At 70.9% G+C, this 24,536-nt stretch carries 23 protein-coding genes, 5 tRNA genes and 2 pseudogenes; 17 read left to right on the plus strand and 13 right to left on the minus strand.

What is annotated here, in order from left to right; translation table 11 throughout:
• From EAO77_RS13880 to EAO77_RS13920, 9 genes and pseudogenes are all read right to left on the minus strand, one after another.
• Nucleotides 1-338: GTP-binding protein (locus EAO77_RS13880; protein ID WP_187283267.1), on the minus strand; the 338-nt coding region annotated here is incomplete at its 3' end.
• On the minus strand, nucleotides 319-939 hold the full coding sequence (locus tag EAO77_RS13885) for a DUF742 domain-containing protein (protein WP_147988296.1): 621 nt from the start codon (nucleotides 937-939) through the stop codon (nucleotides 319-321). The genes EAO77_RS13880 and EAO77_RS13885, both read right to left, overlap by 20 nt.
• Before the next feature lie 96 nt (nucleotides 940-1,035).
• Nucleotides 1,036-1,449 carry a roadblock/LC7 domain-containing protein gene (locus EAO77_RS13890; RefSeq protein ID WP_005311461.1) on the minus strand — a complete coding sequence of 138 codons (414 nt, stop codon included), beginning with the start codon at nucleotides 1,447-1,449 and terminating at the stop codon, nucleotides 1,036-1,038.
• A gap of 10 nt (nucleotides 1,450-1,459) precedes the next feature.
• Nucleotides 1,460-4,747, minus strand: coding sequence for a nitrate- and nitrite sensing domain-containing protein (locus EAO77_RS13895; RefSeq protein ID WP_147988297.1), 3,288 nt, complete (start codon nucleotides 4,745-4,747; stop codon nucleotides 1,460-1,462).
• 338 nt (nucleotides 4,748-5,085) lie between these two features.
• Nucleotides 5,086-5,457 (minus strand): annotated as a pseudogene (locus EAO77_RS13900) (GTP-binding protein); the annotation flags it as partial.
• A gap of 11 nt (nucleotides 5,458-5,468) precedes the next feature.
• Nucleotides 5,469-5,795, minus strand: a pseudogene (locus EAO77_RS13905) (GTP-binding protein); the annotation flags it as partial.
• Entirely contained in the window at nucleotides 5,776-6,180 is a 405-nt protein-coding gene (locus tag EAO77_RS13910; RefSeq protein ID WP_147988298.1) for a DUF742 domain-containing protein, read from the minus strand. The pseudogene EAO77_RS13905 and the gene EAO77_RS13910, both read right to left, overlap by 20 nt.
• A 133-nt stretch (nucleotides 6,181-6,313) precedes the next feature.
• On the minus strand, nucleotides 6,314-6,727 hold the full coding sequence (locus EAO77_RS13915; protein ID WP_142214992.1) for a roadblock/LC7 domain-containing protein: 414 nt from the start codon (nucleotides 6,725-6,727) through the stop codon (nucleotides 6,314-6,316).
• A gap of 9 nt (nucleotides 6,728-6,736) precedes the next feature.
• Nucleotides 6,737-10,375 carry a nitrate- and nitrite sensing domain-containing protein gene (locus EAO77_RS13920; RefSeq protein WP_147988299.1) on the minus strand — a complete coding sequence of 1,213 codons (3,639 nt, stop codon included), beginning with the start codon at nucleotides 10,373-10,375 and terminating at the stop codon, nucleotides 6,737-6,739.
• A 607-nt stretch (nucleotides 10,376-10,982) separates the two neighbouring features.
• Here EAO77_RS13920 and EAO77_RS13925 point away from each other — a divergent pair.
• From EAO77_RS13925 to EAO77_RS13970, 10 genes are all read left to right on the plus strand, one after another.
• Complete coding sequence (locus tag EAO77_RS13925; protein ID WP_147988300.1) at nucleotides 10,983-11,162, plus strand: hypothetical protein; 180 nt, start codon at nucleotides 10,983-10,985, stop codon at nucleotides 11,160-11,162.
• A gap of 201 nt (nucleotides 11,163-11,363) precedes the next feature.
• On the plus strand, nucleotides 11,364-12,137 hold the full coding sequence (locus EAO77_RS13930; protein ID WP_147988301.1) for a fumarylacetoacetate hydrolase family protein: 774 nt from the start codon (nucleotides 11,364-11,366) through the stop codon (nucleotides 12,135-12,137).
• Complete coding sequence (gene gltX, locus EAO77_RS13935; RefSeq protein WP_147988302.1) at nucleotides 12,130-13,605, plus strand: glutamate--tRNA ligase; 1,476 nt, start codon at nucleotides 12,130-12,132, stop codon at nucleotides 13,603-13,605. Before EAO77_RS13930 ends, gltX begins: the two co-directional genes overlap by 8 nt.
• A gap of 113 nt (nucleotides 13,606-13,718) precedes the next feature.
• Nucleotides 13,719-14,396: a DUF4241 domain-containing protein gene (locus EAO77_RS13940; protein ID WP_147988303.1), complete on the plus strand. Its 678-nt coding sequence runs from the start codon at nucleotides 13,719-13,721 to the stop codon at nucleotides 14,394-14,396.
• A 64-nt stretch (nucleotides 14,397-14,460) separates the two neighbouring features.
• Nucleotides 14,461-15,183, plus strand: coding sequence for an HAD family hydrolase (locus tag EAO77_RS13945; protein ID WP_147988304.1), 723 nt, complete (start codon nucleotides 14,461-14,463; stop codon nucleotides 15,181-15,183).
• 89 nt (nucleotides 15,184-15,272) lie between these two features.
• Nucleotides 15,273-15,344: transfer RNA gene (locus EAO77_RS13950), tRNA-Gln, on the plus strand.
• A gap of 21 nt (nucleotides 15,345-15,365) precedes the next feature.
• Nucleotides 15,366-15,438 (plus strand) — tRNA-Glu (locus tag EAO77_RS13955).
• Nucleotides 15,439-15,499: 61 nt separating this feature from the next.
• Nucleotides 15,500-15,575 (plus strand) — tRNA-Glu (locus EAO77_RS13960).
• Between the two features lie 18 nt (nucleotides 15,576-15,593).
• Nucleotides 15,594-15,665: transfer RNA gene (locus EAO77_RS13965), tRNA-Gln, on the plus strand.
• Between the two features lie 27 nt (nucleotides 15,666-15,692).
• Nucleotides 15,693-15,765: transfer RNA gene (locus EAO77_RS13970), tRNA-Glu, on the plus strand.
• A gap of 173 nt (nucleotides 15,766-15,938) precedes the next feature.
• On the opposite strand, the gene EAO77_RS13975 is transcribed toward EAO77_RS13970, so the two are convergent.
• The gene (locus EAO77_RS13975; RefSeq protein WP_147988305.1) at nucleotides 15,939-16,187 is read right to left on the minus strand and encodes an SCO4226 family nickel-binding protein; all 249 of its coding nucleotides are present in this window, start codon (nucleotides 16,185-16,187) and stop codon (nucleotides 15,939-15,941) included.
• Nucleotides 16,188-16,375: 188 nt separating this feature from the next.
• Nucleotides 16,376-17,092 (minus strand): IclR family transcriptional regulator NdgR, encoded by a 717-nt coding sequence (gene ndgR, locus EAO77_RS13980; RefSeq protein WP_147988306.1) that lies wholly within the window; start codon nucleotides 17,090-17,092, stop codon nucleotides 16,376-16,378.
• Between the two features lie 143 nt (nucleotides 17,093-17,235).
• Between ndgR and leuC the strand changes: the two genes are divergently transcribed.
• From leuC to EAO77_RS14000, 4 genes are all read left to right on the plus strand, one after another.
• Complete coding sequence (gene leuC / locus EAO77_RS13985) at nucleotides 17,236-18,666, plus strand: 3-isopropylmalate dehydratase large subunit (RefSeq protein ID WP_147988307.1); 1,431 nt, start codon at nucleotides 17,236-17,238, stop codon at nucleotides 18,664-18,666.
• A 6-nt stretch (nucleotides 18,667-18,672) separates the two neighbouring features.
• A complete protein-coding gene (gene leuD / locus EAO77_RS13990; protein ID WP_147988308.1) occupies nucleotides 18,673-19,266 on the plus strand; it encodes a 3-isopropylmalate dehydratase small subunit in 594 nt (197 codons plus the stop codon).
• A 104-nt stretch (nucleotides 19,267-19,370) separates the two neighbouring features.
• The gene (locus EAO77_RS13995; protein WP_147988309.1) at nucleotides 19,371-19,598 is read left to right on the plus strand and encodes a hypothetical protein; all 228 of its coding nucleotides are present in this window, start codon (nucleotides 19,371-19,373) and stop codon (nucleotides 19,596-19,598) included.
• 145 nt (nucleotides 19,599-19,743) lie between these two features.
• A complete protein-coding gene (locus tag EAO77_RS14000) occupies nucleotides 19,744-20,394 on the plus strand; it encodes an HU family DNA-binding protein (protein ID WP_147988310.1) in 651 nt (216 codons plus the stop codon).
• Nucleotides 20,395-20,496: 102 nt separating this feature from the next.
• On the opposite strand, the gene EAO77_RS14005 is transcribed toward EAO77_RS14000, so the two are convergent.
• Together EAO77_RS14005 and cofC are read right to left on the minus strand one after the other, a co-directional pair.
• Nucleotides 20,497-20,700, minus strand: coding sequence for a hypothetical protein (locus tag EAO77_RS14005; protein WP_147988311.1), 204 nt, complete (start codon nucleotides 20,698-20,700; stop codon nucleotides 20,497-20,499).
• A 22-nt stretch (nucleotides 20,701-20,722) separates the two neighbouring features.
• Nucleotides 20,723-21,427, minus strand: coding sequence for a 2-phospho-L-lactate guanylyltransferase (cofC, locus tag EAO77_RS14010; protein ID WP_147988312.1), 705 nt, complete (start codon nucleotides 21,425-21,427; stop codon nucleotides 20,723-20,725).
• 147 nt (nucleotides 21,428-21,574) lie between these two features.
• Between cofC and EAO77_RS14015 the strand changes: the two genes are divergently transcribed.
• From EAO77_RS14015 to EAO77_RS14025, 3 genes are read left to right on the plus strand one after another with little or no spacing between them, the layout of a single operon-like run.
• Nucleotides 21,575-22,327 carry a lysophospholipid acyltransferase family protein gene (locus EAO77_RS14015; protein ID WP_147988313.1) on the plus strand — a complete coding sequence of 251 codons (753 nt, stop codon included), beginning with the start codon at nucleotides 21,575-21,577 and terminating at the stop codon, nucleotides 22,325-22,327.
• Entirely contained in the window at nucleotides 22,324-23,334 is a 1,011-nt protein-coding gene (locus EAO77_RS14020; RefSeq protein ID WP_147988314.1) for an NAD(P)H-dependent glycerol-3-phosphate dehydrogenase, read from the plus strand. The genes EAO77_RS14015 and EAO77_RS14020 overlap by 4 nt, the downstream gene beginning before the upstream one ends.
• 34 nt (nucleotides 23,335-23,368) lie before the next feature.
• A complete protein-coding gene (locus tag EAO77_RS14025) occupies nucleotides 23,369-24,526 on the plus strand; it encodes a D-alanine--D-alanine ligase family protein (RefSeq protein WP_147988315.1) in 1,158 nt (385 codons plus the stop codon).
• Nucleotides 24,527-24,536: the final 10 nt, after the last annotated feature.

Here is a 24,536-nt window from a genome sequence, read left to right on the forward strand (position 1 = left end):
ACGAGGACGACGGCGCCGATGGCGCCGCGTACGAGGTCGTCCCACATGAACCAGAAGCGGTCCTGTCCGGGGGTGCCGAACAGGTAGAGGATCAGGTCCTGGTCGAGGGTGATGCGGCCGAAGTCCATGGCGACGGTCGTCGTCGTCTTGTCGCCGGTGTGGGTGAGGTCGTCGATGCCCGCGGAGGCAGACGTCATGACGGCTTCGGTACGCAGCGGGTTGATCTCCGAGACGGCGCCGACGAACGTGGTCTTGCCCACGCCGAAACCGCCCGCCACCACGATCTTCGCGCTGGTGGTTGAGCGGGCTGCACCGCCGCTAGAGCTTGCGAAGTCCACTGAGCACCCTTTCGAGCAGTGTCACGGCCGGCAGGCCGCCCGCGGCCTCGTCGCCGCCGGGCTGATGGATGGCGACGAGGCCGGCCTCCGCCAGGTCGGCGACGAGGATCCGGGCAACGCCGAGGGGAATGGAGAGCAGTGCCGAGATCTCGGCGACCGACTTGATCTCGAAGCACAGGCGGCAGATCCGCTGGTGCTCGGGCAACTGCCCTTGCAGCCGCGAGGGATCCGCGGTGGTGCTGACCAGTGCCTCGATGGCGAGCTGGTAGCGCGGCCGGGTCCGGCCGCCGGTCATCGCGTAGGGACGCACCAGGGGGTTGTGCGCTGCCCGGCCGGTGCCCGACGCCGTCTGGGGCTCGGGCGCCCGCCGGGGCGCCACCGGCTGGACGCGCGGTGCCTGGGGCCGGTCGTACGACGGCTGGCCGTACGGCTGCTGGTACGACGGGTCGTAGGCCGACGCCCCCGGTGCCTGCGGCTGCTGGTACGGCTGGGAGCCGCCCTGACCGCTGGGCGTCGAGGGGAAGTTGAAGCGGTTGTGAGTGTGCTCACCCTGGGGCTGGTGAGCACCGTCGTACGGGTGTCCGCCTGGGGGTGTTGCCACGTTTCCTCCTCCGACCGCCGGTCACCGGTCCCTGTCCCTGTGGGGCCGCGCCACCGCACCTTATGGTGCGGTGGCGGGAAATGCACTGTCCGTTTGTCAGTTGAGAAGACTTCCCTGGAGTTCCGCTCGGAGGTCCGGCGTCAGCACGCTGCCCGCACGGTCCACCAGCAGGGCCATCTCGTAACCCACCAGGCCGATGTCGGCCTCCGGGTGGGCGAGAACGGCCAGGGACGATCCGTCGGAGATCGACATGATGAAGAGGAAGCCGCGCTCCATCTCCACCACCGTCTGGTTGACGGCACCGCCTTCGAAGATCCTGGATGCTCCCGCGGTCAGCGAGGTCAGCCCGGAGGCGACCGCCGCCAGCTGATCGGCTCGGTCCCGCGGGAAACCTTCGGACATCGCCAGCAGGAGTCCGTCGGCGGAGACCACCACCGTGTGGGACACCCCGGGGGTGTTGTCCACGAAGTTGGTGATCAACCAGTTCAGATTCTGCGCCGCCTGGCTCATCGGGCTCACACTAACGCTCCTGGTTGTAGGTACTACCCGGGCCACTGTGTCGATCGTAGGTGGCCGGTCCGTTCGTGTCCGTCCCCGCGGTGCGTCCCTGCTGGACGCCGCGGCGCAGGTTGCTCAACCTGCCGCGCACGTCCTCGGGGGCGCGGGAGACCTGTGGGCCTCCCTGCGGGGTCTGCTCTGCCGTGCCCTCGATCAGGTTGGCCTTGGGCACGCGCCGGGGGAGACCGGACGAGGTCACCCCGCCGGCCTTCGGGTCGCGAAGCTTCTCCGCCCGCTGCCAGCGCTCGTCGTTGGCCGAGCGCCAGTCGTCGGTGGAGCCGTCGGACCCGCCGGCCGTGCCCTGGCCGCCGTCCGACGCGGCCTGACCGCCCTGTGGAGCCGCCGGGGCCTGCTGCTCGGCGGACTGCTGCCACCGCTGCTCGGACTGCTGCTGGGCCTGCTGGCCCGGTGCGGGCTGCTGGCCGCCGCCGCGGCGCGGGAGGCCGGAGGCGGTCAGCTCGTGGCTGGCGCTCGGAGCCGGACCCGGACGGTCGAAGCCTACGCGGTCGGAGCCGTTCGCGGGAGCGCCCTGGGAAGATTCCGCTTCAGGGCGGAACTCGGGCTCGTATCCGGCCTGGTAACCGTTCTGATCCGGCCAGGTGCCCTGGTGGGAGCTGTTGTCGTAGGACCCGTCGAACTGTGCGCCGGCAGCCTGGGCGGCCTGGTAGTCGCCCTCCGCATATGCACCGTGAAGATGCTGCTGCTCCTGCTCGGGGTAGCCGCCCTGCGAGTAGTCGTCGTAGCCCTGCCCGTCGTAGGCCGCACCCTGCTGCCCGTCGTAGGCCGCGCCCTGCTGTCCGTCGTAGCCCTGCTGGTCCTGCTGGTAGCCCTGGGTGTACTCGCCGGTGTACTCCTGCTCGTACTCACCGGTGTACTGCTGCTGGTCCTGCGCGTCCTGCTGCGGGTACCCGGCCTCGTCACGGTGGAGCGGGCGCTCGCCGTGGGTCTGGGCCTCCAGCGCGGCGCGGCGCTCACCGCGCATCAGCGAGCGGTTGACGGGGTCGAGCGGGGTGGGCGCGCCCTGCTCCGCGTCGTAGCGGGAGTCGTCGAAGCCGAGCTCGGCCGCCGTGCGCATGGGGGCGCTGTCGAACGACTGCTGCTGCGGGATCATCTGCGAGACCGTGAAGTCGTCCTCGGGCAGCGCCTCGCCACCGCCACCGTGGGTGATGGCGTCGGGGAGCATGACCAGCGAGGTGGTGCCGGCCTGCTCGCCGGAGGGGCGGAGCTGGACGCGGATGCCGTGCCGGTCGGAGAGTCGGCCGACCACGAAGAGGCCCATGCGCTGCGAGACGGCGGCGTCCACCGTCGGCGGGTTGGCCAGCTTGTGGTTGATGTCGGCGAAGTCCTCGGCGGTCAGGCCGATTCCCTTGTCGTGGATCTCGATCATCACGCGGCCGTCGGGCAGCCGGGTCGCGGTGACGCGCACCTTGGTCTGCGGGGAGGAGAACGTGGTGGCGTTCTCCAGCAGCTCGGCGAGCAGGTGCACGAGGTCGGTCACGGCCTGGCCGTGGATCTCGGTCTCGGGGACGCCGGTGAGCTCGATGCGCTCGTAGGACTCCACCTCGGAGGAGGCGGCGCGCATGACGTCGACCAGTGGCACCGGCTGGTTCCAGCGGCGGCCCGGCTCCTCGCCGGCGAGGACGAGGAGGTTCTCGCCGTTGCGGCGCATACGGGTGGCCAGGTGGTCCAGCTTGAAGAGGTTCTCCAGCTGGTCGGGGTCGGCCTCGTTGTTCTCCAGGTCGGTGATCAGGGTCAGCTGGCCCTCGATCAGCGACTGGTTGCGGCGCGACAGGTTGGTGAAGATCGCGTTGACGTTGCCCCGCAGCATGGCCTGCTCGGCGGCGAGACGCACCGCCTCGCGGTGGACCTGGTCGAAGGCGCGGGCGACCTCGCCGATCTCGTCCTGGGAGTCGATCGGGATGGGCTGCACCCGGGTGTCGACGCGGCCCGGCTCGGTGCGTGAGAGCTGGTCGACCAGCATCGGCAGGCGCTGCTCGGCGATGCCGAACGCGGCGTTGCGCAGCTCGCGCATCGAGCGGCTCATCTGGCGGGCCATGAGACCGGCCAGGATGAACGCGGCGAGCAGGGCGATCACGACGATGGCACCGGTGGTGATGGCGTCGTTGCGGGCCTCGTCGGAGATCGCGGCAGCCTCGGTCACGGCGCGGTCGACGAGGTCCTTCTCGATCTCGGTGTAGCCGTCGAACTTCGCGGTCGCGGCGCCCATCCAGGTCTCCGCGGTGACGTCCTGCCGGCGCAGCTGGGCGGGCGTGGACGAACCGGAGCCGATCGCGACGGCCATGCCGGTGAAGACGGACTTGTCCGGTCCCACGGGCGGGTTGAGCCCCGCGGCCTTCAGCCGCTTCTCGCCCTCGGCCGCCTTGCCCGCCATCACCTGCTGGAGGCGGGCGGTGTCGGCCTCGGTGCCACCGGAGACGTACTCGCCGATGGCGATCTGCTCCAGGTAGTTGTACGAGTTGAAGGCGATCTTCTGCTGGGCGAGGACGTCGCCCGAGCCGGGCCGCACCAGCAGGTGGGTGCCGATGGAGCGCTGGAGCGAGGCGGCGGCCTTGGCGAGCTGGACGGCGTAGACGGTACGGCCGTAGCTGGTGACGTTGCCGGTGCCGAGGCCGAGCTCGTTGGCGAACTCCATCAGCACGTGCTGGACCTTGACGTAGCCCTCTTCGGTCTTCACCGGGTCGAGGGCCCTGGAGTAGGCCGCTTCGCGCAGCTTCTCCAGGCTCGGCTCCTCCTTGTCGAAGAGCTCCAGACGGCGTTCCAGGCCCTGCCCGGACGGCATGTCCTTCACGGCCTCGCGGAACTTCGCGGCGGCGTCGTCGGTGGTCTCGTAGGCCTCGGTGACCTGCGGGCCCTTGCGGTCGGCCTCGCTGGTCGCGAGCAGCAGGGTCTGCGCCGTGAGGTCGCGCTCGTTGAGCAGGGCCTGGCCGTACTCGGCCGCGGCCCGCACGATCAGCGCGGTCTTCTCGGCGTCCTGAGCCTCGCTCCAGGTGTCGATGGACTGCTTCACCTGGAAGCCGCCCATGACCAGGCCGACGAGCACGGGTATGAGCAGGATCGCGTTCAGACGGGTGGGCACCCGCCAGTTGCGCGGGGACATCCTGCTGGAGTTGCCCGGTGCCGGGGATCCGTTCGAAGCACCCGACGCATCCGCAGGCGACGCCGCTGTGCGCGGCGGGGTGAAGTTGCCCCGCGCCTGGTGCTCTGCGGAGCTCGTATTGCTTCGCCTCACTCGACCAACAACCTCTCGGCGTCGGCACCTACGCTGTGCCGTGGTTCGTTCATAGCCGTACTACTCGGCAGTTCGACGAATTCCAGCACGCCGAGCCGTCCCATTCCAAACACCTGGAATCTACGGTTCCGGGTGATCGAACCCGCCGATAAAAGGGGCATAAGGAACAAGCGCCGTCAAAAGGCGAGGCTCAGGTGAGCGCTGTGGCACCGATCGTGCGCACCGGGTGGCCACCGCGCGGGAATTCTCTGTCGAAATGTTATGAACAGGCGGGCGGGCCGTGTCGAACGACACAGCCCGCCACTCCGCAAGTTACGACAACTACCGTATGGCGTCGTCTACTTGAGCCGCGCCATGAGGGCGTGCTCGACCAGGGTGATCAGTGCGCTCTTGGCGTCCGCGCGGTGGCGCGCGTCGGTGGTGATGATCGGGGTGTCGGGTCCGATCTGGAGTGCTTCGCGGACTTCCTCGGGGTTGTAGGGCTGGTGTCCGTCGAAGCCGTTGAGGGCGATGACGAAGGGGAGCCCGGAGTTCTCGAAGTAGTCGACGGCGGGGAAGCAGTCGGCGAGGCGGCGGGTGTCGACGAGGACGACGGCGCCGATGGCGCCGCGTACGAGGTCGTCCCACATGAACCAGAAGCGGTCCTGTCCGGGGGTGCCGAACAGGTAGAGGATCAGGTCCTGGTCGAGGGTGATGCGGCCGAAGTCCATACGAGGACGACGGCGCCGATGGCGCCGCGTACGAGGTCGTCCCACATGAACCAGAAGCGGTCCTGTCCGGGGGTGCCGAACAGGTAGAGGATCAGGTCCTGGTCGAGGGTGATGCGGCCGAAGTCCATGGCGACGGTCGTCGTCGTCTTGTCGCCGGTGTGGGTGAGGTCGTCGATGCCCGCGGAGGCAGACGTCATGACGGCTTCGGTACGCAGCGGGTTGATCTCCGAGACGGCGCCGACGAACGTGGTCTTGCCCACGCCGAAACCGCCCGCCACCACGATCTTCGCGCTGGTGGTCGACCGGGCCGCACCGCCGCTAGAGCTTGCGAAGTCCACTGAGCACCCTTTCGAGCAGTGTCACATCCGGCGTGCCGCCGGCCTCTCCGTTGCCCGGCTGGTGGATCGCCACCATGCCGGCCTCCGCCAGGTCGGCGACGAGGATGCGCGCCACACCGAGCGGCATCGACAGCAGCGCCGAGATCTCCGCGACCGACTTGACCTCCCGGCACAGGTGGCAGATCCGCTGGTGCTCGGGGAGCAGCCCGGCCAGCAGGGCCGGGTCGGCGGTGGTGCTGACCAGTGCCTCGATGGCGAGCTGGTAGCGCGGCCGGGTCCGGCCGCCGGTCATCGCGTACGGACGCACCAGCGGCTGGTCGCCCTCGTCCCCGTACGCGTCGACTGAGGCGCCGTACGGATCGTGAGAGGCGGGGGGCGGGGTCATGAATCCTCCGGGCGTGACAGCAAGTGGTCGGCTGTGCCGTCTGATGGGGCCGGTGGGGGGCCTTGGGGCGGCCGGTCGGTTGTCGGTCGGATGGCTTCGGCGAACCGGTGAGTGGGGTCACCGGTCCCTCCCGTCAGTGCAGAAGACTTCCCTGGAGCTCCGCGCGCAGATCCGGCGTGAGCACGCTGCCCGCACGGTCCACCAGCAGGGCCATCTCGTAGCCCACCAGGCCGATGTCGCACTCCGGGTGGGCGAGAACGGCCAGCGAGGAGCCGTCGGAGACCGACATCAGGAAGAGGAACCCGCGCTCCATCTCGACGACCGTCTGGCTCACCGGGCCGCCCTCGAAGATCCGGGACGCCCCGGCGGTCAGCGAGGTCAGTCCCGACGCCACGGCCGCCAGCTGGTCGGCCCGGTCGCGCGGGAACCCCTCGGACATGGCGAGCAGCAGACCGTCTGCCGACACGACCACCGTGTGCGACACCCCGGGGGTGTTGTCCACGAAGTTCGTGATCAACCAGTTCAGATTCTGGGCCGCCTGGCTCATCGGGCTCAACTAACGCTCCTGCTGGTGAGTGGGGCCGAGGTTGAAGCTGCCGGTCGTGCTGTTCTGCTGCCGGCCCTGCTGAATACCCCGGCGCAGATTCGTCAGCCGCCCGCGCACGTCGTCGGGGGCTCGCGAGACCTGCGGACCGGACTGGTGGTTCTGCTCCTGCGCGGTGCCCGGCACGAGGTTGGCTCGCGGGACCCTGCGGGGCAGACCCGAGGTGGTGATGCCGCCCGCGGCGGGCTTGCGCACCCGCTCGGCCTGGCGCACCAGCTCGTCATTGGGCGAGGAGCGCCATGTGGCGGCGCCGTTCGCCGCGGGAGCGCCGCCCGGCGCCGCCGGACCGGACGCGGGAGCCCGCTGCGGCATCGGCCGCTCCGGCTCCGGCTCGGCGGGACGGCTCTCGCCGCCCTGGGCGCCGGCGCCGTGGAACCAGTTGGTCTCCAGCGTGTCGTACAGCGGCGTACGGCCGTCCCCCGGACCGGACGCCGGCGGCAGCGCCTCCGGCTGCTGCGGAGCGGGCAGCGGCGCGGCGGGCCGCGGCGCGAAGCCCTCGTCCCGGCGCTGCGGGGCGGGCTGCTGCGGTGCCTGGAAGTCGGGCCGCGCGAACTGCGAGGTCGACGCCGGGTCCTGCTGCGGTGGTGCCTGGAAGTCCGGCCGCGCGAACTGGGCCGTGGAGGCCGGGTCCTGCTGCGGGGCGGGCTGCTGCGGTGCCGCGAAGTCGGGCCGCGCGAACTGCGAGGTCGACGCCGGGTCCTGCGGCCCGCCCTGCTCCGGCCGGCCGTACTGGCCCGTGCCCGAGGGACCGCTCTGGCCGCCGTACACGTCCTGGCGGGTGAACTGGCCCGGCCGGCCGGCGCCCTGGGGGCCGCCGAAGTCGGGCCGGGCGAACTCGGCCGTGCCGGCCATGCCGCGCGAGGCGTCGTGGTCGTCGTGGCCGCGCGGCGCGTCGGCCGCCGGACGCTGCTGCGGGACGCCCTGCTCGTTGCCCCAGCTGGTGGTCTGCGGACGCTGCGGACGGGACTCCTCCTGCCGGGCGGAACCGCCCGGCAGCTCGGCACGCGGCCCGCCGGTCGGCGGCAGCTGCCGCCCCCGGTCGCCCGCGCCGGGCTGCTGCGGCGCGGCACGGCGTGCGCCCTGCCCCGCGTCACCGCGGGCGGGAGCCGGAGCGCCCTGCTGGCCGCGGCCGGAGTCGAAGAGGCTGCCGCCGCCCTGCGGCTGGCCGCCGTTGCCCTGCTGCGGACCGCCGTCGCGTCCCGGCAGCGCGGCACGCGGGGCCGAGCCGGCCCCGACCTGGCCGCGCGGCGCGCCGGCGCCGAGCCGGCCGCCCGCGGGGGCACCCGCACCGGGGCCCGCGAGCCCGGGATGGCTGCCGCCGCCCTGGCCCGCCGGACGACCCGGCAGGCCGCCGGGCGCGCCAGCGCCCGGCTTCTGCGGGCCGCCCTGGCCGCCGCCCGGCTGACCGGGCTTGCCCGGGGCCTTCTTGCCGCCGTGGGCGACGTCGACGGGCAGCATGACGAGCGCGGTGGTGCCGCCGGAGTCCGACGGGCGCAGCTGGATGCGGATGCCGTGCCGCAGGGACAGGCGGCCGACCACGAACAGACCCATGCGGCGCGAGACCGAGACGTCCACGGTGGGCGGCGACGCGAGCCGCTCGTTGATCGCGGCCAGGTCCTCGGGGGAGAGGCCGATGCCGGTGTCGTGGATCTCGACGAGCACGCGGCCGTCGGGCAGCGCGTGACCGGTGACCCGGACCTTCGTCTGCGGCGAGGAGAACGAGGTCGCGTTCTCCAGCAGCTCGGCGAGGAGGTGCACGAGGTCGTTGACCACGCGGCCGGCGACCTCGGTCGCGGGCACGGCGGCCAGTTCGATGCGCTCGTACTGCTCCACCTCGGAGGCCGCGGCACGCAGCACGTCGACGAGCGGGACGGGCCGCGTCCAGCGGCGGCCCGGCTCCTCGCCCGCGAGGACGAGGAGGTTCTCGCCGTTCCGGCGCATACGGGTCGCGAGGTGGTCGAGCTTGAACAGCGAGGACAGCTGGTCCGGGTCGGCCTCGCGGGACTCCAGCTCGGAGATCAGCGACAGCTGGCGCTGGATGAGGCCCTGGGAACGCCGCGAGAGGTTGGTGAACATCGCGTTGACGTTGCCCCGCAGGAGGGCCTGCTCGGCGGCGAGGCGGACCGCCTCGCGGTGCACGTCGTCGAAGGCCGCGGCCACCTGGCCGATCTCGTCGCGCGAGTGCACACCGACGGACTCGACGGAGGTGTCGACGTCCTGCGGGTCCGACTCCGACAGCTGCTTGACCAGCTCGGGCAGCCGGGTCTGGGCGACCTTGGTGGCCGTGTCCTGCAGCCGGCGCAGCGAGCGGATCATGGAGCGCGCCACGACGAAGGCGCCGACGAGGGAGACGCCGAGGACGACGAGGATCAGCGCACCGTTGATGATGGCGTCCTGCTGCGACTCCTCGCGCAGCTCACGCGCCTTGGCCTCCATCTCGCCCAGCAGCGAGGCCTCGACGCGCTTCATCGCGTTGATGCGGACCGAGTAGTCGTCGGTCCAGTCCAGGTGCGAACGCTCGGCACGGCGCTCGAAGCCGTTCGGGTTGTCGAGCACGCGCTTGGCGTACAGCTCCGAGGCCGCGATCGTCGGGTCGGTGCCGCCGTCCAGGGAGGCCGTGAGCTCCTCGGCGTCGCCGCCGGTGGACTCGTAGAGCGCCTTGAACGCCTTCAGCTCGGAGTCGCCGTTCTCCACGGCGGCCTTGCCGTACAGGCGGTCGGGCTCGGACAGGCCGGGGGCCTTGTCGTCGTCGCCGCCGGGGAGGGCGGCGGCGATGATCGCGCGCTGGATGGACGCGTACTCCTTGGCGGACGAGAACGCCGCCAGCGCACGCGTGCGCTTGATCATGTCGGGGTTGCTGGTCGCCTGCGCCATGTCCTGGGAGAGGCTCAGCAGCGACTCGATGAGCCGGCTGTAGCTCTCCACGGTCTGGGAGTTCGGCGCGCCGGGGGCGTAGGCGGTCGAACGGATCTTGTTGAGTCCGTTGACCTGGACGGCGATCTGGTTCGCGTTGGCGCGGATGCTCTCCAGCGCCTCGTCGTCGTCCGTGTTGGGGATGTTGCGCGTCGCGTCGAGGAAGGCCTTCTTGACGCGGTCGGTCTGGGTACGGGGCCCGGAGACCTTGAAGTCCGTGACGGGGGAGCCGTTGGCGAGCGGTCCGGCGGAGAGGTCGCGCTCGGACTGGAGCGCCTGGGCGAGGTCCGTCGCGGCCCGGGTCATCTCGGTGAGCAGCTGCATGTGGTCCAGCTGCTTCATGTCGTCCATGGACTCCTGGATACGGAGTCCGCCCAGCGTGGTCGCCGCGACCACGGGCAGGGTGAGCAGGGAGACCAGACGCGTGCTGATGCGCCAGTTGCGCAGGGCTATTCGCGTCCCCGTCTCCGTGGGGCCGGCGGGCGTGGCCGGCGTGCCCTTGGCGCCGTCGGGCGCGGGGGCGGACGCGCCGGAACGCGCAGAGCGGTCGCCGCTGTCACCGGACGCGGCCGGTCCCTGGTTGTGGGTGCGCTGGGGGGAGGAACCGCGGTCGGTGCCGCGCGGCTCCTGTTCCGCCGTAGCGTCCCCTTGGCCCTGACGGGCCTGGGGACGCCCCATGCCATCCCTCTTGAAACGTCCCTGCACTAGCGTCGCAACCTCTGGACCAGGCGTCCCTCCGCTGTCACGGCGGGACGGTGTCGGCGTCTCGGGGCAATGAGTCCTCTGCCCCTGGTGGTCTTGAGTGACCGGCGCTGCTCCCCCTGTCTCCGCCGCCACCCGGCGCTGCGTTGCGCCCTTGCGCGCCGGACCTGAAACCCGCGGCGGTGCGTGGAATTCCAGCACAGTGCAGGATCTCCAACAAGGGCCGCGTACCGCCCTGTGACGTGAGTGACACTTTGTGAGCGCGATGTCACGAGCTGTGGGAAGCGATGGCGGAGAAATCGGGCGTAGTGGTACGAGTCCCAGGGGGGCGGGGGGTGTCCCAGTCGCCATGATCAGGAGCGGAATAGCTGGTTCAGTGGCGGAATGTCCGTTCCTGTAAGGATGATCCACTGTCCGTATTGTCGGCATTGGGGCTCATCTCGTGAGCAAACTCACACGATCAAGGCTGTCTCATCCTGGCTTTCGACGGGAATCCGATGTTTAGCCTGACGCTTTACAAGGATGGCCGAACCGTCAACCACGCTCGCGAGAGCTCCTACGCCGACAGGGTCTGAAACCAGCGATGAAGACGACGATGATGTTCCGCAGCACCGCCAACCCCCGCCGCACCACGCTCGCGCACCTCAAGGACGCCGACGAGCTGCAGACGCCGGAGCAGCAGGAACACACGATCGATCTCCCCGCCCAGACGGCCAACCCCCGCCGCACCGTCCTCATGGACGCGCCGGTCGCCTCCGCCTGAGGACCCCCGCTCCACCGGGGCGCAGGCCGCCCCTGCCGCCCGTGCGGGCGACGACCCGGTCGGCCGCACGGGCGCTCATGCACGCGTCGCCCCGCACGGAGGGTGATGCGCCCTGCGCGCCCCCCGCGCCGCGTTAGCCTGGAGCGTCAGTCTCCAGGCCAGCTCAGCGAGCGAAGAAGAAGTGAGGGGCGACAGCATCCCGTGCGCATCGCCAGGTTCTCCATCGACGGCAATGTCGCCTTCGGCGCGGTCGAGGAAGGCCCCGACGGCCTCCTCCTCGACATCATCAAGGGCATTCCGTACGCCGACTTCGAGCTCTCCGGCACCAAGGTCCCGCTGAGCAAGGTCCGTCTGCTGCCCCCCGTGCTCCCCAACAAGGTCGTGGGCATCGGCCGCAACTACGCGGAGCACGCGGCGGAGCTCGGCAACGAGGTCCCCGAGGTCCCGGTGGCCTTCTTCAAGCCCACCACCTCGGTGATCGGCTCCGGCGACGCCATCGAGTACCCCTCGTTCTCCGAGGAGCTCCACCACGAGGCCGAGCTCGCCGTGGTCATCGGCCGCATGTGCCGCGAGGTCCCGCGCGAACGCGTCAAGGACGTGATCCTCGGCTACACCTGCGCCAACGACGTCACCGCGCGTGACGCGCAGCGGCGCGAGAAGCAGTGGGCCCGGGCGAAGGGCTTCGACACGTCCTGCCCCCTCGGTCCCTGGATCGAGACGGACTTCGACCCGGCCGACGCCGTCGTCCAGTGCACGGTCAACGGCGAGCAGCGGCAACTGGGCCGCACCAGCGAGATGGTCCGCTCCGTCGAGGACCTGATCGTGCACATCACCGAGGCGATGACGCTGCTCCCCGGCGACGTCGTCCTCACGGGCACCCCCGCGGGGGTCGGCCCGCTCAACGTCGGCGACGAGGTCGCCGTCACCATCGAAGGCATCGGCACTCTCACCAACAAGGTGATCAAGCGTGGCTAACGCACCCGTCCGCGTCCGTTTCTGCCCCTCCCCGACCGGCAACCCCCATGTGGGCCTCGTCCGCACCGCGCTGTTCAACTGGGCCTACGCCCGGCACACCGGCGGCACGATGGTCTTCCGCATCGAGGACACCGACGCGGCCCGTGACTCGGAGGAGTCGTACGAGCAGCTGCTCGACTCGCTGCGCTGGCTGGGTCTCGACTGGGACGAGGGCCCGGAGGTCGGCGGCCCGCACCCGCCGTACCGCCAGTCGCAGCGGATGGACATCTACAAGGACGTCGCCGGCAAGCTGCTCGCCGCCGGCCACGCGTACCACTGCTACTGCACCGCGCTGGAGCTCGAGTCCCGCCGGGACGCCGCCCGCGCCGCGGGCAGGCCCTCCGGCTACGACGGGAAGTGCCGCACGCTGACCGCCGAGCAGCGTGCCGCGTACGAGGCCGAGGGCCGCGAGTCCATCGTGCGCTTCCGGATGCCCGACGAGCCGATCGTCTTCACCGACCTGGTCCGCGGCGAGCTCACCTTCACCCCGGACAACGTCCCGGACTACGGCATCGTCCGCGCCAACGGCGCCCCGCTGTACACGCTGGTCAACCCGGTCGACGACGCGCTGATGGAGATCACCCACGTCCTGCGCGGCGAGGACCTCCTCTCGTCCACCCCCCGCCAGATCGCCCTCTACAAGGCGCTGATCGAGCTGGGCGTCGCCAAGGAGATCCCCGCTTTCGGCCACCTTCCGTACGTGATGGGCGAGGGCAACAAGAAGCTCTCCAAGCGCGACCCGCAGGCCTCGCTCAACGTCTACCGCGAGCGCGGCTTCCTCCCCGAGGGCCTGCTCAACTACCTGTCGCTGCTCGGCTGGTCCTTCTCCGCCGACCAGGACGTCTTCACGATCCCCGAGATGATCGCGAAGTTCGACGTCGCCGACGTGAACGCCAACCCGGCGCGCTTCGACCTGAAGAAGGCCGAGGCCATCAACGCCGACCACATCCGCATGCTCGACGTGAAGGCGTTCACCGAGGCGTGCGAGCCGTGGCTCACCGCCCCGCACGCGAACTGGGCGCCGGAGCGCTTCGACCGCGCGAAGTGGGAGGCCATCGCCCCGCACGCGCAGACCCGGCTGACGGTCCTCTCGGACATCACCGCCAACGTCGACTTCCTCTTCCTCGACGAGCCGGTCGAGGACGAGGCGTCCTGGGCCAAGGCGATGAAGGGCGAGCCCGCCGCCCTGCTGACCACCGCCCGCGAGAAGCTGGACGCGGCCGACTGGTCGAGCCCGGAGTCCCTGAAGGAGGCCGTTCTGGCCGCCGGCGAGGCCCACGGCCTCAAGCTCGGCAAGGCCCAGGCCCCGGTCCGGGTGGCCGTCACCGGCCGCACGGTCGGCCTGCCGCTCTTCGAGTCCCTGGAGATCCTGGGCAGGGAGAAGACCCTGGCCCGCATCGACGCGGCGCTGGCGAAGCTCGCCGCGTAGAGCCCGTCCCGGAGGGGCGGTGGCCGAAGTGGCTGCCGCCCCTTCGGCGTTGTCCGGGCACGGGGCTAGTGTTCGGGGCGATCCCGATCGTCACGGCTCCCTGGGGGACCAGCATGCCCATGCCCGCACCCGACTTCTCCCGGCACTTCACACCCGGCAGCCGCTTCACCGAGGAATCCGGGCTCACGGGGGAGATGTCGGTCGTGCAGGCAGGTGAGCTGTGGCTCCCCAGCGGCAGGGTGGTCGCCTGCGACCCGTTCGTCTCCCTCGGCACGGGCGAGTCCGAGCCGTTCACCGCGGAGGTCCCGCCGGGCCGCTACGCCGTCGAATGCGCGGTCGCCACCCTCGCCGAGCCCGACGGGCCCCCGGCCGACGAGCCCCATCGGCGGATCGCCGCCGCCCGCCTGGTGATCACCGGCACGCCGCCCGTGACCTGGGAGATCGCCCACCAGGCCGGCCAGGACCCGGCCGGGCTCGCGGACGACGAGTTCTTCGCGTACGGCGTGGACGCCGGCACCGGCTGCTTCTACGACGCGGCCTGCGACGAGTCCTTCCCGGACTGCGTGGGCGACGAGGGCCCGCTCTGGGATGCCTTCGACGCCGGGGGCGACTCCTACCTCGGGCCCCACACCGTCACCGCGAAGGACACCGGCCACAATCTGGTCGCCTTCATGTCCGGCTGGGGCGACGGCGCCTACCCGACCTGGGTCGGCCGCGACGCGGACGGCGCCGTCACCTGCTTCGTGACGGACTTCTTCGTCGTCCCCGCGGAGGGGGAGGAGACCGGCTGACGCCGCCGGGCCCCCGCGCCCCGGAACCCCGGCCGGTGACGGCGCCGGCGGGTACGGTCGTCGTATGCCGATCCGCGCCGTGCTCTGGGACATCGACGACACGATCTTCGACTACGCGAACGCCGACCGCATCGGTATGAGCAGGCATCTGCGCGATGTGGGCCTCCCCGACGGATACGCCTGCGTCGAGGAGGCCCTCGCCGCGTGGAAGCGGATCACCGAGGTGCACTGGGCGCGGGTCGCCGCGGGGGAGACGGACTTCGAGGGGCAGCGCCGCGACCGGGTGCGGGAGTTCCTCGGCGCGCCGGGGATGAGCGACGACGAGGCGGGGGAGTGGTTCGGGCGGCACGTCGCGCACTACGAGGCGGCCTGGTCGCTCTTCCCCGACGCCGTTCCGGTGCTGGAACTCCTCGCACGTGACTACCGTCACGCCGTGCTGTCCAACTCCAGCCTGGCGAACCAGGAGCACAAGCTGCGCACCCTCGGTGTCCGCGACCGGTTCGAGGCCGTGATCTGCGCCGTGGAACTCGGGATCTCCAAGCCCGAGGCCGGGGCCTTCCTCGCAGCGTGCGAGGCCATCGGCCTGCCGCCCCGGGAGGTGGCGTACGTCGGGGACCAGCCCGACATCGACGCCCGCGGAGCCACCGACGCGGGCCTGGCCGGGATCTGGCTCGACCGTGCCGGAGTGGGCGGCAGACCCGAACTGACCCGGATCACCGGCCTCGACCAGCTCGCCCCGTTGCTGCGCGGCGATACCCGTTTTGGAGCGCCGTCGACCTTCGGGTAATGTTCTTCCTGCGCCAAGGGGAGCGGGCCGAAAGGCCGGTACCGGAAGCGCAAACCCGAACAAGATCCCCACCGGGGGTTGCGTTTTGGTGGCCTATGGTGTAATTGGCAGCACGACTGATTCTGGTTCAGTTAGTCTAGGTTCGAGTCCTGGTAGGCCAGCTCGCAGAGCTCATCTGCAAAGCCCCCGTTGTGTAGCGGCCTAGCACGCCGCCCTCTCAAGGCGGTAGCGCCGGTTCGAATCCGGTCGGGGGTACAGATCCTTCCCGCGAGGTCTCGAGGTCGCTCCTCGACGACGTCGATGCAGGATCGCTAGGGCCCCCGTTGTGTAGCGGCCTAGCACGCCGCCCTCTCAAGGCGGTAGCGCCGGTTCGAATCCGGTCGGGGGTACCAACTGGTCTATACCACCAGTGGCCTATGGTGTAATTGGCAGCACGACTGATTCTGGTTCAGTTAGTCTAGGTTCGAGTCCTGGTAGGCCAGCGGATCCCCTTGCGGGATCGAAGATTTGCCCCCGTTGTGTAGCGGCCTAGCACGCCGCCCTCTCAAGGCGGTAGCGCCGGTTCGAATCCGGTCGGGGGTACGAGTCCGAAGGGGCCCTTCTCGCGAAGGGCCCCTTCGGCGTTCCTCCGCACCTCCGGCGCCGCGCCCGTCCGTGTTCGCCCGGACACACGGCGTGCGGGGTGCCGGGCGTTCCCTGGCGCCGGTGATCTCCTCCATCCGCCGTGCGCACGGAGCGAGTTGGGCGGAAGCGGCTCACACGGTGAGCGGCACCGGGTGGATCTCGTCCGCCGGGTGCCCCGCGCGCTCGTGGACGCGCTGCACGGCGTCCGCCGAGGGTCCTTCGGACAGGCAGTAGACGGTGCCCGTCCCGGGATCCGCCCAGGCCTTCTTGAAGTGCACGTTCTCCTCGCCCTCGATCGCGAGGTCCGCGCGGTGCGCCTCCATCAGCTGGTCACTCGTGATGCCCTTCATACCGTGGTGTACGTCCATGAACTCGGCCATCGTCCTGGCACCTCCGTCGGTCCGCGGCTACTTCCATGCTGCACCCGCCGCGCCCGGCGGACCCGGCGGGGAGCCCTCGGCGGTGCCGTCCGTCCGTATGCCTCCGCACACCTCCGTACGCCCCGGGAAACACCTCCGGCCGGCCCCTGCGGCGTTGAAGGGGCCGGCCGGACGCGGACGTGGAGGGATCAGCCGGAGCGGCGCAGGGCCTCGCTGAGGCGGGCGGCGGCGTCGATGACCGCCTGGGCGTGCATGCGGCCCGGGTGCCGGGTGAGGCGCTCGATCGGTCCGGAGACCGAGACGGCGGCGACCACGCGGTTGGACGGTCCGCGGACCGGTGCCGACACCGAGGCCACGCCCGGCTCGCGCTCGCCGATCGACTGGGCCCAGCCGCGGCGCCGTACGCCGGACAGGGCGGTCGCCGTGAAGCGCGCGCCCTGAAGGCCGCGGTGGAGCCGCTCGGGCTCCTCCCAGGCCATCAGGATCTGGGCGGAGGAGCCCGCCTTCATCGTCAGCGTGGAGCCGACCGGCACGGTGTCCCGCAGTCCGGACAGGCGCTCGGCCGCCGCCACGCAGATCCGCATGTCGCCCTGCCGGCGGTAGAGCTGCGCGCTCTCGCCGGTCACGTCACGCAGATGCGTGAGCACGGGTCCCGCGGTGGCGAGCAGCCGGTCCTCGCCCGCCGCGGCGGCGAGCTCCGACAGCCGCGGACCGAGGATGAACCGGCCCTGCATGTCGCGGGCGACCATACGGTGATGTTCCAGTGCCACGGCCAGACGGTGAGCCGTGGGTCGTGCGAGTCCCGTGGCCGCCACCAGACCCGCGAGGGTGGCCGGCCCGGACTCCAGGGCGCTCAAGACAAGGGCTGCCTTGTCGAGAACACCGACGCCGCTAGAGTTGTCCATGCAACGATACTCGCGTCTCACTCTGTGAAACGCAAGTTCAATTTTCCATGGAACTTGTCACGCTGTAGTGGCAACCCGGGACCCATGGGCGTTGCACACGATCTCTAGTTGTGTCGGCGGCACAGCCGGCCGGAGGGAAAGCGATGGGTAGGACACTCGCGGAGAAGGTCTGGGACGACCACGTCGTCCGGCGCGCCGAGGGCGAGCCCGACCTCCTCTTCATCGATCTGCACCTGCTGCACGAGGTGACCAGCCCCCAGGCGTTCGACGGCCTGCGCCTCGGCGGCCGGCAGGTGCGGCGTCTCGATCTCACCATCGCCACCGAGGACCACAACACCCCGACCCTCGACATCGACAAGCCCATCGCCGACCCCGTCTCCCGCGCCCAGCTGGAGACGCTGCGCAAGAACTGCGCAGAGTTCGGTGTGCGCCTGCACTCGCTCGGTGACGTCGAGCAGGGCGTGGTGCACGTGGTCGGCCCCCAGCTGGGCCTGACCCAGCCCGGCACCACGGTGGTCTGCGGCGACTCGCACACCTCCACCCACGGCGCGTTCGGCGCGCTGGCGTTCGGCATCGGAACCTCCCAGGTGGAGCACGTGCTGGCCACCCAGACGCTGCCGATGGCCCGCCCCAAGACCATGGCCATCACCGTCGAGGGCGAACTGCCCGAGGGCGTGACCGCCAAGGACCTGATCCTGGCGATCATCGCCCGGATCGGCACGGGCGGCGGCCAGGGCTACGTCCTGGAGTACCGCGGATCCGCCATCGAGAAGCTCTCGATGGAAGCCCGGATGACCATCTGCAACATGTCGATCGAGGCCGGCGCCCGCGCGGGCATGATCGCCCCGGACCAGACCACCTTCGACTACCTCCAGGGCCGGGACCACGCCCCGCAGGGCCAGGACTGGGACGACGCCGTCGCGTACTGGCGCACGCTGCGCACCGACGACGACGCGGTCTTCGACGCCGAGGTGTTCATCGACGCCACCGAGCTCTCCCCGTTCGTCACCTGGGGCACCAACCCGGGCCAGGGCGCCCCGCTCGGCGCCAGCGTCCCCGACCCGGCTTCGTACGAGGACGCCTCGGAGCGCCTGGCGGCCGAAAAGGCCCTGGAGTACATGGGGTTGACCGCCGGGCAGCCGCTGCGCGACATCCGGGTCGACACCGTCTTCGTCGGTTCCTGCACCAACGGACGCATCGAGGACCTGCGCTCGGTCGCCTCGATCCTCCAGGGCCGCAAAGTCGCGGACGGCGTGCGGATGCTGGTCGTCCCCGGCTCGGTCCGGGTGGCGCTCCAGGCCGTCGAGGAGGGCCTGGACAAGGTCTTCAAGGAGGCCGGAGCCGAGTGGCGGCACGCCGGCTGCTCCATGTGCCTCGGCATGAACCCGGACCAACTGGCTCCCGGCGAGCGTTCCGCGTCCACCTCCAACCGCAACTTCGAGGGCAGGCAGGGCAAGGGCGGCCGGACCCACCTGGTCTCGCCCCAGGTCGCCGGCGCCACCGCCGTACTGGGCCATCTGGCCTCCCCGGCCGATCTGTCCGACGCCGATGTCTCTACGCCCGCGGGGGTCTGAGGAACCATGGAAGCTTTCACGACGCACACCGGCCGGGCCGTCCCGCTGCGCCGCAGCAACGTCGACACCGACCAGATCATCCCCGCGCACTGGCTGAAGAAGGTCACCCGCGACGGGTTCGAGGACGGACTGTTCGAGGCCTGGCGCAAGGACCCCGAGTTCGTGCTGAACCGCCCCGAGCGCCAGGGCGCCTCGGTCCTCGTCGCCGGCCCCGACTTCGGCACCGGCTCCTCGCGCGAGCACGCCGTCTGGGCCCTGCAGAACTACGGCTTCAAGACCGTGCTCTCCGCCCGGTTCGCCGACATCTTCCGCGGCAACTCCCTCAAGAACGGCCTGCTGACCGTGGTCCTGGAGCAGTCGGTCATCGACGCGCTGTGGGAGCTGACCGAGGCCGACCCGACCGTGGAGATCACGGTCGACCTCGAGAAGCGTCAGGTCATCGCCCCCGGAATCACCGCCGACTTCGAGCTCGACGAGAATGCCCGCTGGCGCCTGCTGAACGGCCTCGACGACATCAGCCTCACCCTTCAGAACGAAGCGGACATCGCCGCCTACGAGGCGGCCAGGCCCGCCTTCAAACCGCGCACCGTGCAGGTCTGATCAGCGCTTTTCCCCGACCGCGCCCCTCACCGTCCGGTGGGGGGCGCAGTCGTCTGTTGAGACCCCCTCGGGCGACAACTAGTCACAGATGGCACAATCGGTGCATGGAACGTGACAGCCAACTCGAGCTCTACGAGGCGGTCGCGACCCGATTGAAGGAAGCGCACTCCCGGGTGCGCGCACTGCAAGTCCCGGAGGGCGTAAGGATGGCGCTGTCCCGGAAGCTGCTCGTCGTCACGGCGGCGGCAAAGCACGATCTCCCGGACGCGGCAAGGCGTCTGGATCTGTTGATGAAGGACCTCGACGAGGGCCGATTCCCTCGAGGTGACTGACCGCAGAGAACTCCGCCACGGTCGACTTCGTTGCGGCACTAGGGTGATTAGCCCGTTTCGTGTTTGATTTGCGGTATATATCTGCCTAACGTGCGAAAACGCCTGGACGCAATCGTTCCGGCCATATGTCTCCGAAGGGGAAGACGTGAACAAGGCGCAGCTCGTAGAAGCGATTGCCGACAAGCTCGGCGGCCGTCAGCAGGCCGCGGACGCTGTCGACGCGGTGCTTGACGCGATCGTCCGGGCGGTTGTCGGCGGGGACCGGGTCTCGGTCACCGGCTTCGGCTCGTTCGAGAAGGTCGACCGCCCCGCCCGCTACGCCCGCAACCCGCAGACGGGCGAGCGTGTCCGGGTCAAGAAGACCTCCGTTCCGCGGTTCCGTGCAGGTCAGGGCTTCAAGGACCTGGTCAGCGGCTCCAAGAAGCTCCCCAAGGGCGGCGAGGTCTCCGTCAAGAAGGCCCCCAAGGGCAGCCTTTCGGGAGGGTCCTCCACCCGTACGACGGCCAAGGCCGCCGCCAAGAAGGCCACGGCGAAGAAGACCGCCGCCGCCAAGAAGGCGACGCCCGCGAAGAAGACCGCGGCCAAGAAGACCACGGCGGCGAAGAAGACCACCGCCCAGACCACCGCGGCCAAGACGACCGCGGCCAAGAAGGCGACCACGGCCAAGAGCACCGCCAAGAAGACCACGGCCAAGACCGCCCCCGCCAAGAAGGCCACGGCCAAGAAGGCGCCCGCCAAGAAGACGACGGCGCGCAAGACCACCGCGAAGAAGGCCACCACCGCCCGCAAGAAGTAAGCGGCACGGACAACCAGGGCCACTCACGCGCCGGGCCGGTCTCCCCGAGGGAGACCGGCCCGCGGCGTGTTCCGTCCGGGACGGTACGGCCGTTCGGGCCGGTCAGAAGGTCTGCAGCGTCACCAGGGTGATCCGGCGGGCCTCGCCCTTGCCCTCGGTCTCGATCCGCACCCGCTGCCCGGGACGGAGCAGCAGCAGCCCGCCCGCGTCGAACGCGGCGGCGTCGAACGGCACCGGGGTCCCGTCGTCGAGCAGCACGCTCCCGCTGCGGGTCCCGGCGTCGTAGGTGTACGAGGTGGCCTGCATGGCCCCAGCTTAGAGCCTGACGTCAGGGCCGCGGCGGGCTCCCGCGCGCCCCGGCGCCACCCTCCTCAGCCGGTGCCCGGCGGCACCCGCGCGGCCTCCCCGGGGAACGCCCCCGCGGTGCGGCCGGGCACCGGCTGAGGAGGGTGGCGCCGGGGCGCGCGGGAGCCCCGGACACGATTTCCGCCGCACCCGACGCCAAATGCCGACGGCGCGAAGGGCCTCCGAATGCGGGGCGCAATTCCGCCCCCGGCAGCGCGCAGAGCAATGTCGTGCCGATTCCCGCGGCATCCGGCAGAAATGCCCGTGGAAATACCGAGGCGGCCTCCAGGGCGCGCGTCAATTCCCGCGGCCGCAATGCCGGCAGATCCGCGTTGAGCGCCGCCACCGCCGCGTGCGGACGCATCGCCCGCACGGCCCGGGCGCCGTGCTCCAGCGCCGCGTTCAGCCCGGCGCCCGGTGCGTCCGGGACGATCCGGGCGCCGAGGGCTGCGAGCGAGGCGGCGGCCACCGGGTCGTCGGTGACGACGGCCACATCCCGCACCGACGGGCAGGCCAGCACGGCGGCCACCGTGTCCTGCGCGAACGCGAGGGCGAGCCGGGGCCGCAGCGCGTCGCCCACGGCGCCCGCGAGCCTGCTCTTGGCGAGGGCCAGGGGCTTCAGGGGAACGACGACGGACCAGCCGGCGACCGGGGCCGTGTCCGTGGTGAGCTCTCCGTCCGTGCGCATCGGGGCCCATTGTGTCCCCCGGTGCGCATGGGCCAGCCGTCCGGGGGGCGGCGGCGAGGCGTACGGTGTCCTCGACAGACCAGGGGCCTGGGGCGACACTTGACCCCCAGCGGACGGGCATCGCCCGTCATAGAGGAAGGTGTCCGAGTGTCCCGCCGTAGAATCGGCTTCTGGTACCGCCTGGCAGCGGTCATCTCAAAGCCGCCGCTGTTGCTTCTGTTCAAGCGGGACTGGCGGGGAATGGAACACATTCCGGCCGACGGCGGATTCATCACCGCCATCAATCACAACTCGTACCTCGACATGTTCTCCTACGGGCACTTCCAGTACAACACCGGCCGAGTGCCCCGGTTCCTGGCCAAGGCCGCGCTGTTCAAGGCCCCCGGCGTCGGGCTCATGCTGCGGGGCACCGGCCAGATCCCCGTCTACCGCGAGTCGTCGAACGCCGTCGGCGCCTTCCGTGCCGCCGTCGAGGCCGTCGAGCGCGGCGAATGCGTCGCCTTCTACCCGGAGGGCACCCTCACCCGCGACCCCGGGACATGGCCGATGACGGGCAAGACCGGCGTCGCCCGCGCCGCGCTCCAGACCCAGGCGCCCGTCATCCCGGTCGCCCAGTGGGGCGCCAACCTGGCCATGCCGCCGTACGCCAAGGAGAAGAGGTTCCGCTTCTTCCCCCGCAAGACCCTCCAGGTGAAGGCCGGTCCGCCGGTCGACCTCGCCCGCTTCTACGGCAAGGAGCCGACACCGGAGGTGCTCAGGGAGGCGACCGAGGAGATCATGGCCGCGATCACCGCCCTCCTGGAGGAGATCCGCGGGGAGTCGGCGCCCGCGAAGCCGTACGATCTGCGCGAGGCGCGTGCCGAGCAGCGTCGCAAGGCCGCAGGAGAGGGAGCGAAGTGACCACGCCCGTCAAGGCCGCCGTCCTCGGAACGGGCTCATGGGGAACCGCGTTCGCCATGGTCCTCGCCGACGCCGGCTGCGAGGTCGCCCTGTGGGGCCGCCGTCCCGAACTCGCCGAGGCGGTCAACACCACCCGCACCAACCCCGACTATCTCCCCGGCATCGAGCTCCCCGCCGGTCTGCGGGCGACCACCGACGCGGCCGAGGCCCTCGCCGGCGCCGACTTCACCGTCCTCGCCGTCCCCTCCCAGACCCTGCGCGGCAACCTCGCGGCCTGGACCCCGGCGCTCGCCGCCGACACCGTGCTGGTCTCGCTGATGAAGGGCGTCGAACTCGGCACCGCGAAGCGGATGAGCGAGGTGATCGAAGAGGTCGCCGAGGTGCCGTCCGAGCGCGTCGCCGTCGTCACCGGCCCCAACCTGGCCAAGGAGATCGCCTCCCGGATGCCGGCCGCGGCCGTCGTCGCCTCGACGGACGAGGCGGTCGCCCAGCGGCTCCAGTCCGCCTGCCACACCCCTTACTTCCGCCCGTACACCAACACCGACGTCGTCGGCTGCGAACTGGGCGGCGCCGTGAAGAACGTGATCGGTCTCGCCGTCGGCATCGCCGACGGCATGGGCCTCGGCGACAACGCCAAGGGCTCGCTGATCACCCGCGGCCTCGCGGAGACCACCCGTCTCGGGCTCGCCATGGGCGCCGACCCGCTCACCTTCTCCGGGCTCGCCGGACTCGGCGACCTGGTGGCCACCTGCTCCTCCCCGCTCTCCCGCAACCACACCTTCGGCACCAACCTCGGCCGCGGGATGACGCTCCAGGAGACCATCGCCGTCACCCGGCAGACCGCGGAGGGCGTCAAGTCCTGCGAGTCCGTGCTCGACCTCGCGCGCCGCCACGGAGTCGACATGCCCATCACGGAAACGGTCGTCGGCATCGTCCACGAGGGGAAGCCGCCGGTCGTCGCCCTCAAGGAGCTGATGTCCCGCGCCGCCAAGCCCGAGCGGCGCTGACGTCGTTCGAACCAGCGGGTAGTCTCATCGCGATATGAGCACCGAGAACCTCCCCCAGAGCCCCGAACAGCAGCTCCGCAAGCCGCGGGTAGCCGTCGTCTTCGGCGGCCGCAGCTCCGAGCACGGGATCTCCGTGGTCACGGCCGGCGCCGTGCTGCGCGCCATCGACCGCACCACGTACGACGTGCTGCCGATCGGCATCACCGGCGACGGCCGCTGGGCGCTGACCGCCGACGAGCCCGAGCGGATGGCGATCACCGACCGCCGCACCCCGAACGTCGACGACCTGGCCGAGTCCGACGAGGGCGGCGTGGTGCTCTCCGTCGATCCCGGCAGCCGCGAAGTCGTCTACAGCGAGCCGGGCGCGGTGCCGAAGGCACTGGGCGAGGTCGACGTGGTCTTCCCGGTGCTGCACGGCCCCTACGGCGAGGACGGCACCCTCCAGGGCCTCCTGGAACTCTCCGGCGTCCCCTATGTCGGCTCGGGCGTCCTCGCCTCGGCCGTCGGCCAGGACAAGGAGTACATGAAGCGCGTCTTCGTCTCCTTCGGCCTGCCCGTCGGCCCGTACGAGGTCGTCCGCCCCCGTGAGTGGGAGCTGGACCCCGCCGCCGCGCGCAGGAAGATCGTGGACTTCGCCGGGGAGCACGGCTGGCCGCTCTTCGTGAAGCCCGCCCGCGGCGGCTCCTCGATGGGCATCACCAAGGTCGACTCGCTCGCCGGGCTCGACGACGCGATCGCCGAGGCCCGCCGCCACGACCCCAAGATCCTGGTGGAGTCGCTGCTGCGCGGCCGCGAGATCGAGTGCGGCGTGCTGGAGTTCGAGGACGGTCCGCGGGCCAGCGTCCCGGCGGAGATCCCGCCCGTGACGTCCCACGACTTCTACGACTTCGAGGCCAAGTACATCGACTCGGCCGCCGGTCTGGTGCCGGCCCCGCTGACCGAGGAGCAGACCGCGGAGGTCCGGCGCCTCGCCGTCGCCGCGTTCGACGCCGCGTCCTGCGAGGGGCTGGTCCGTGCGGACTTCTTCCTCACCGAGGACGGCGAATTCGTCATCAACGAGATCAACACCATGCCCGGCTTCACGCCGATCTCCATGTACCCGCGCATGTGGCAGGAGAGCGGCGTCGAGTACACCGAGCTGGTCGACCGGCTGATCCAGGCGGCCCTGCGCCGCCCGACCGGCCTGCGCTGACCCCGCGGGG

Origin of the sequence: Streptomyces sp. T39, from assembly GCF_008042045.1 — a bacterium.
Classification (GTDB): domain Bacteria; phylum Actinomycetota; class Actinomycetes; order Streptomycetales; family Streptomycetaceae; genus Streptomyces.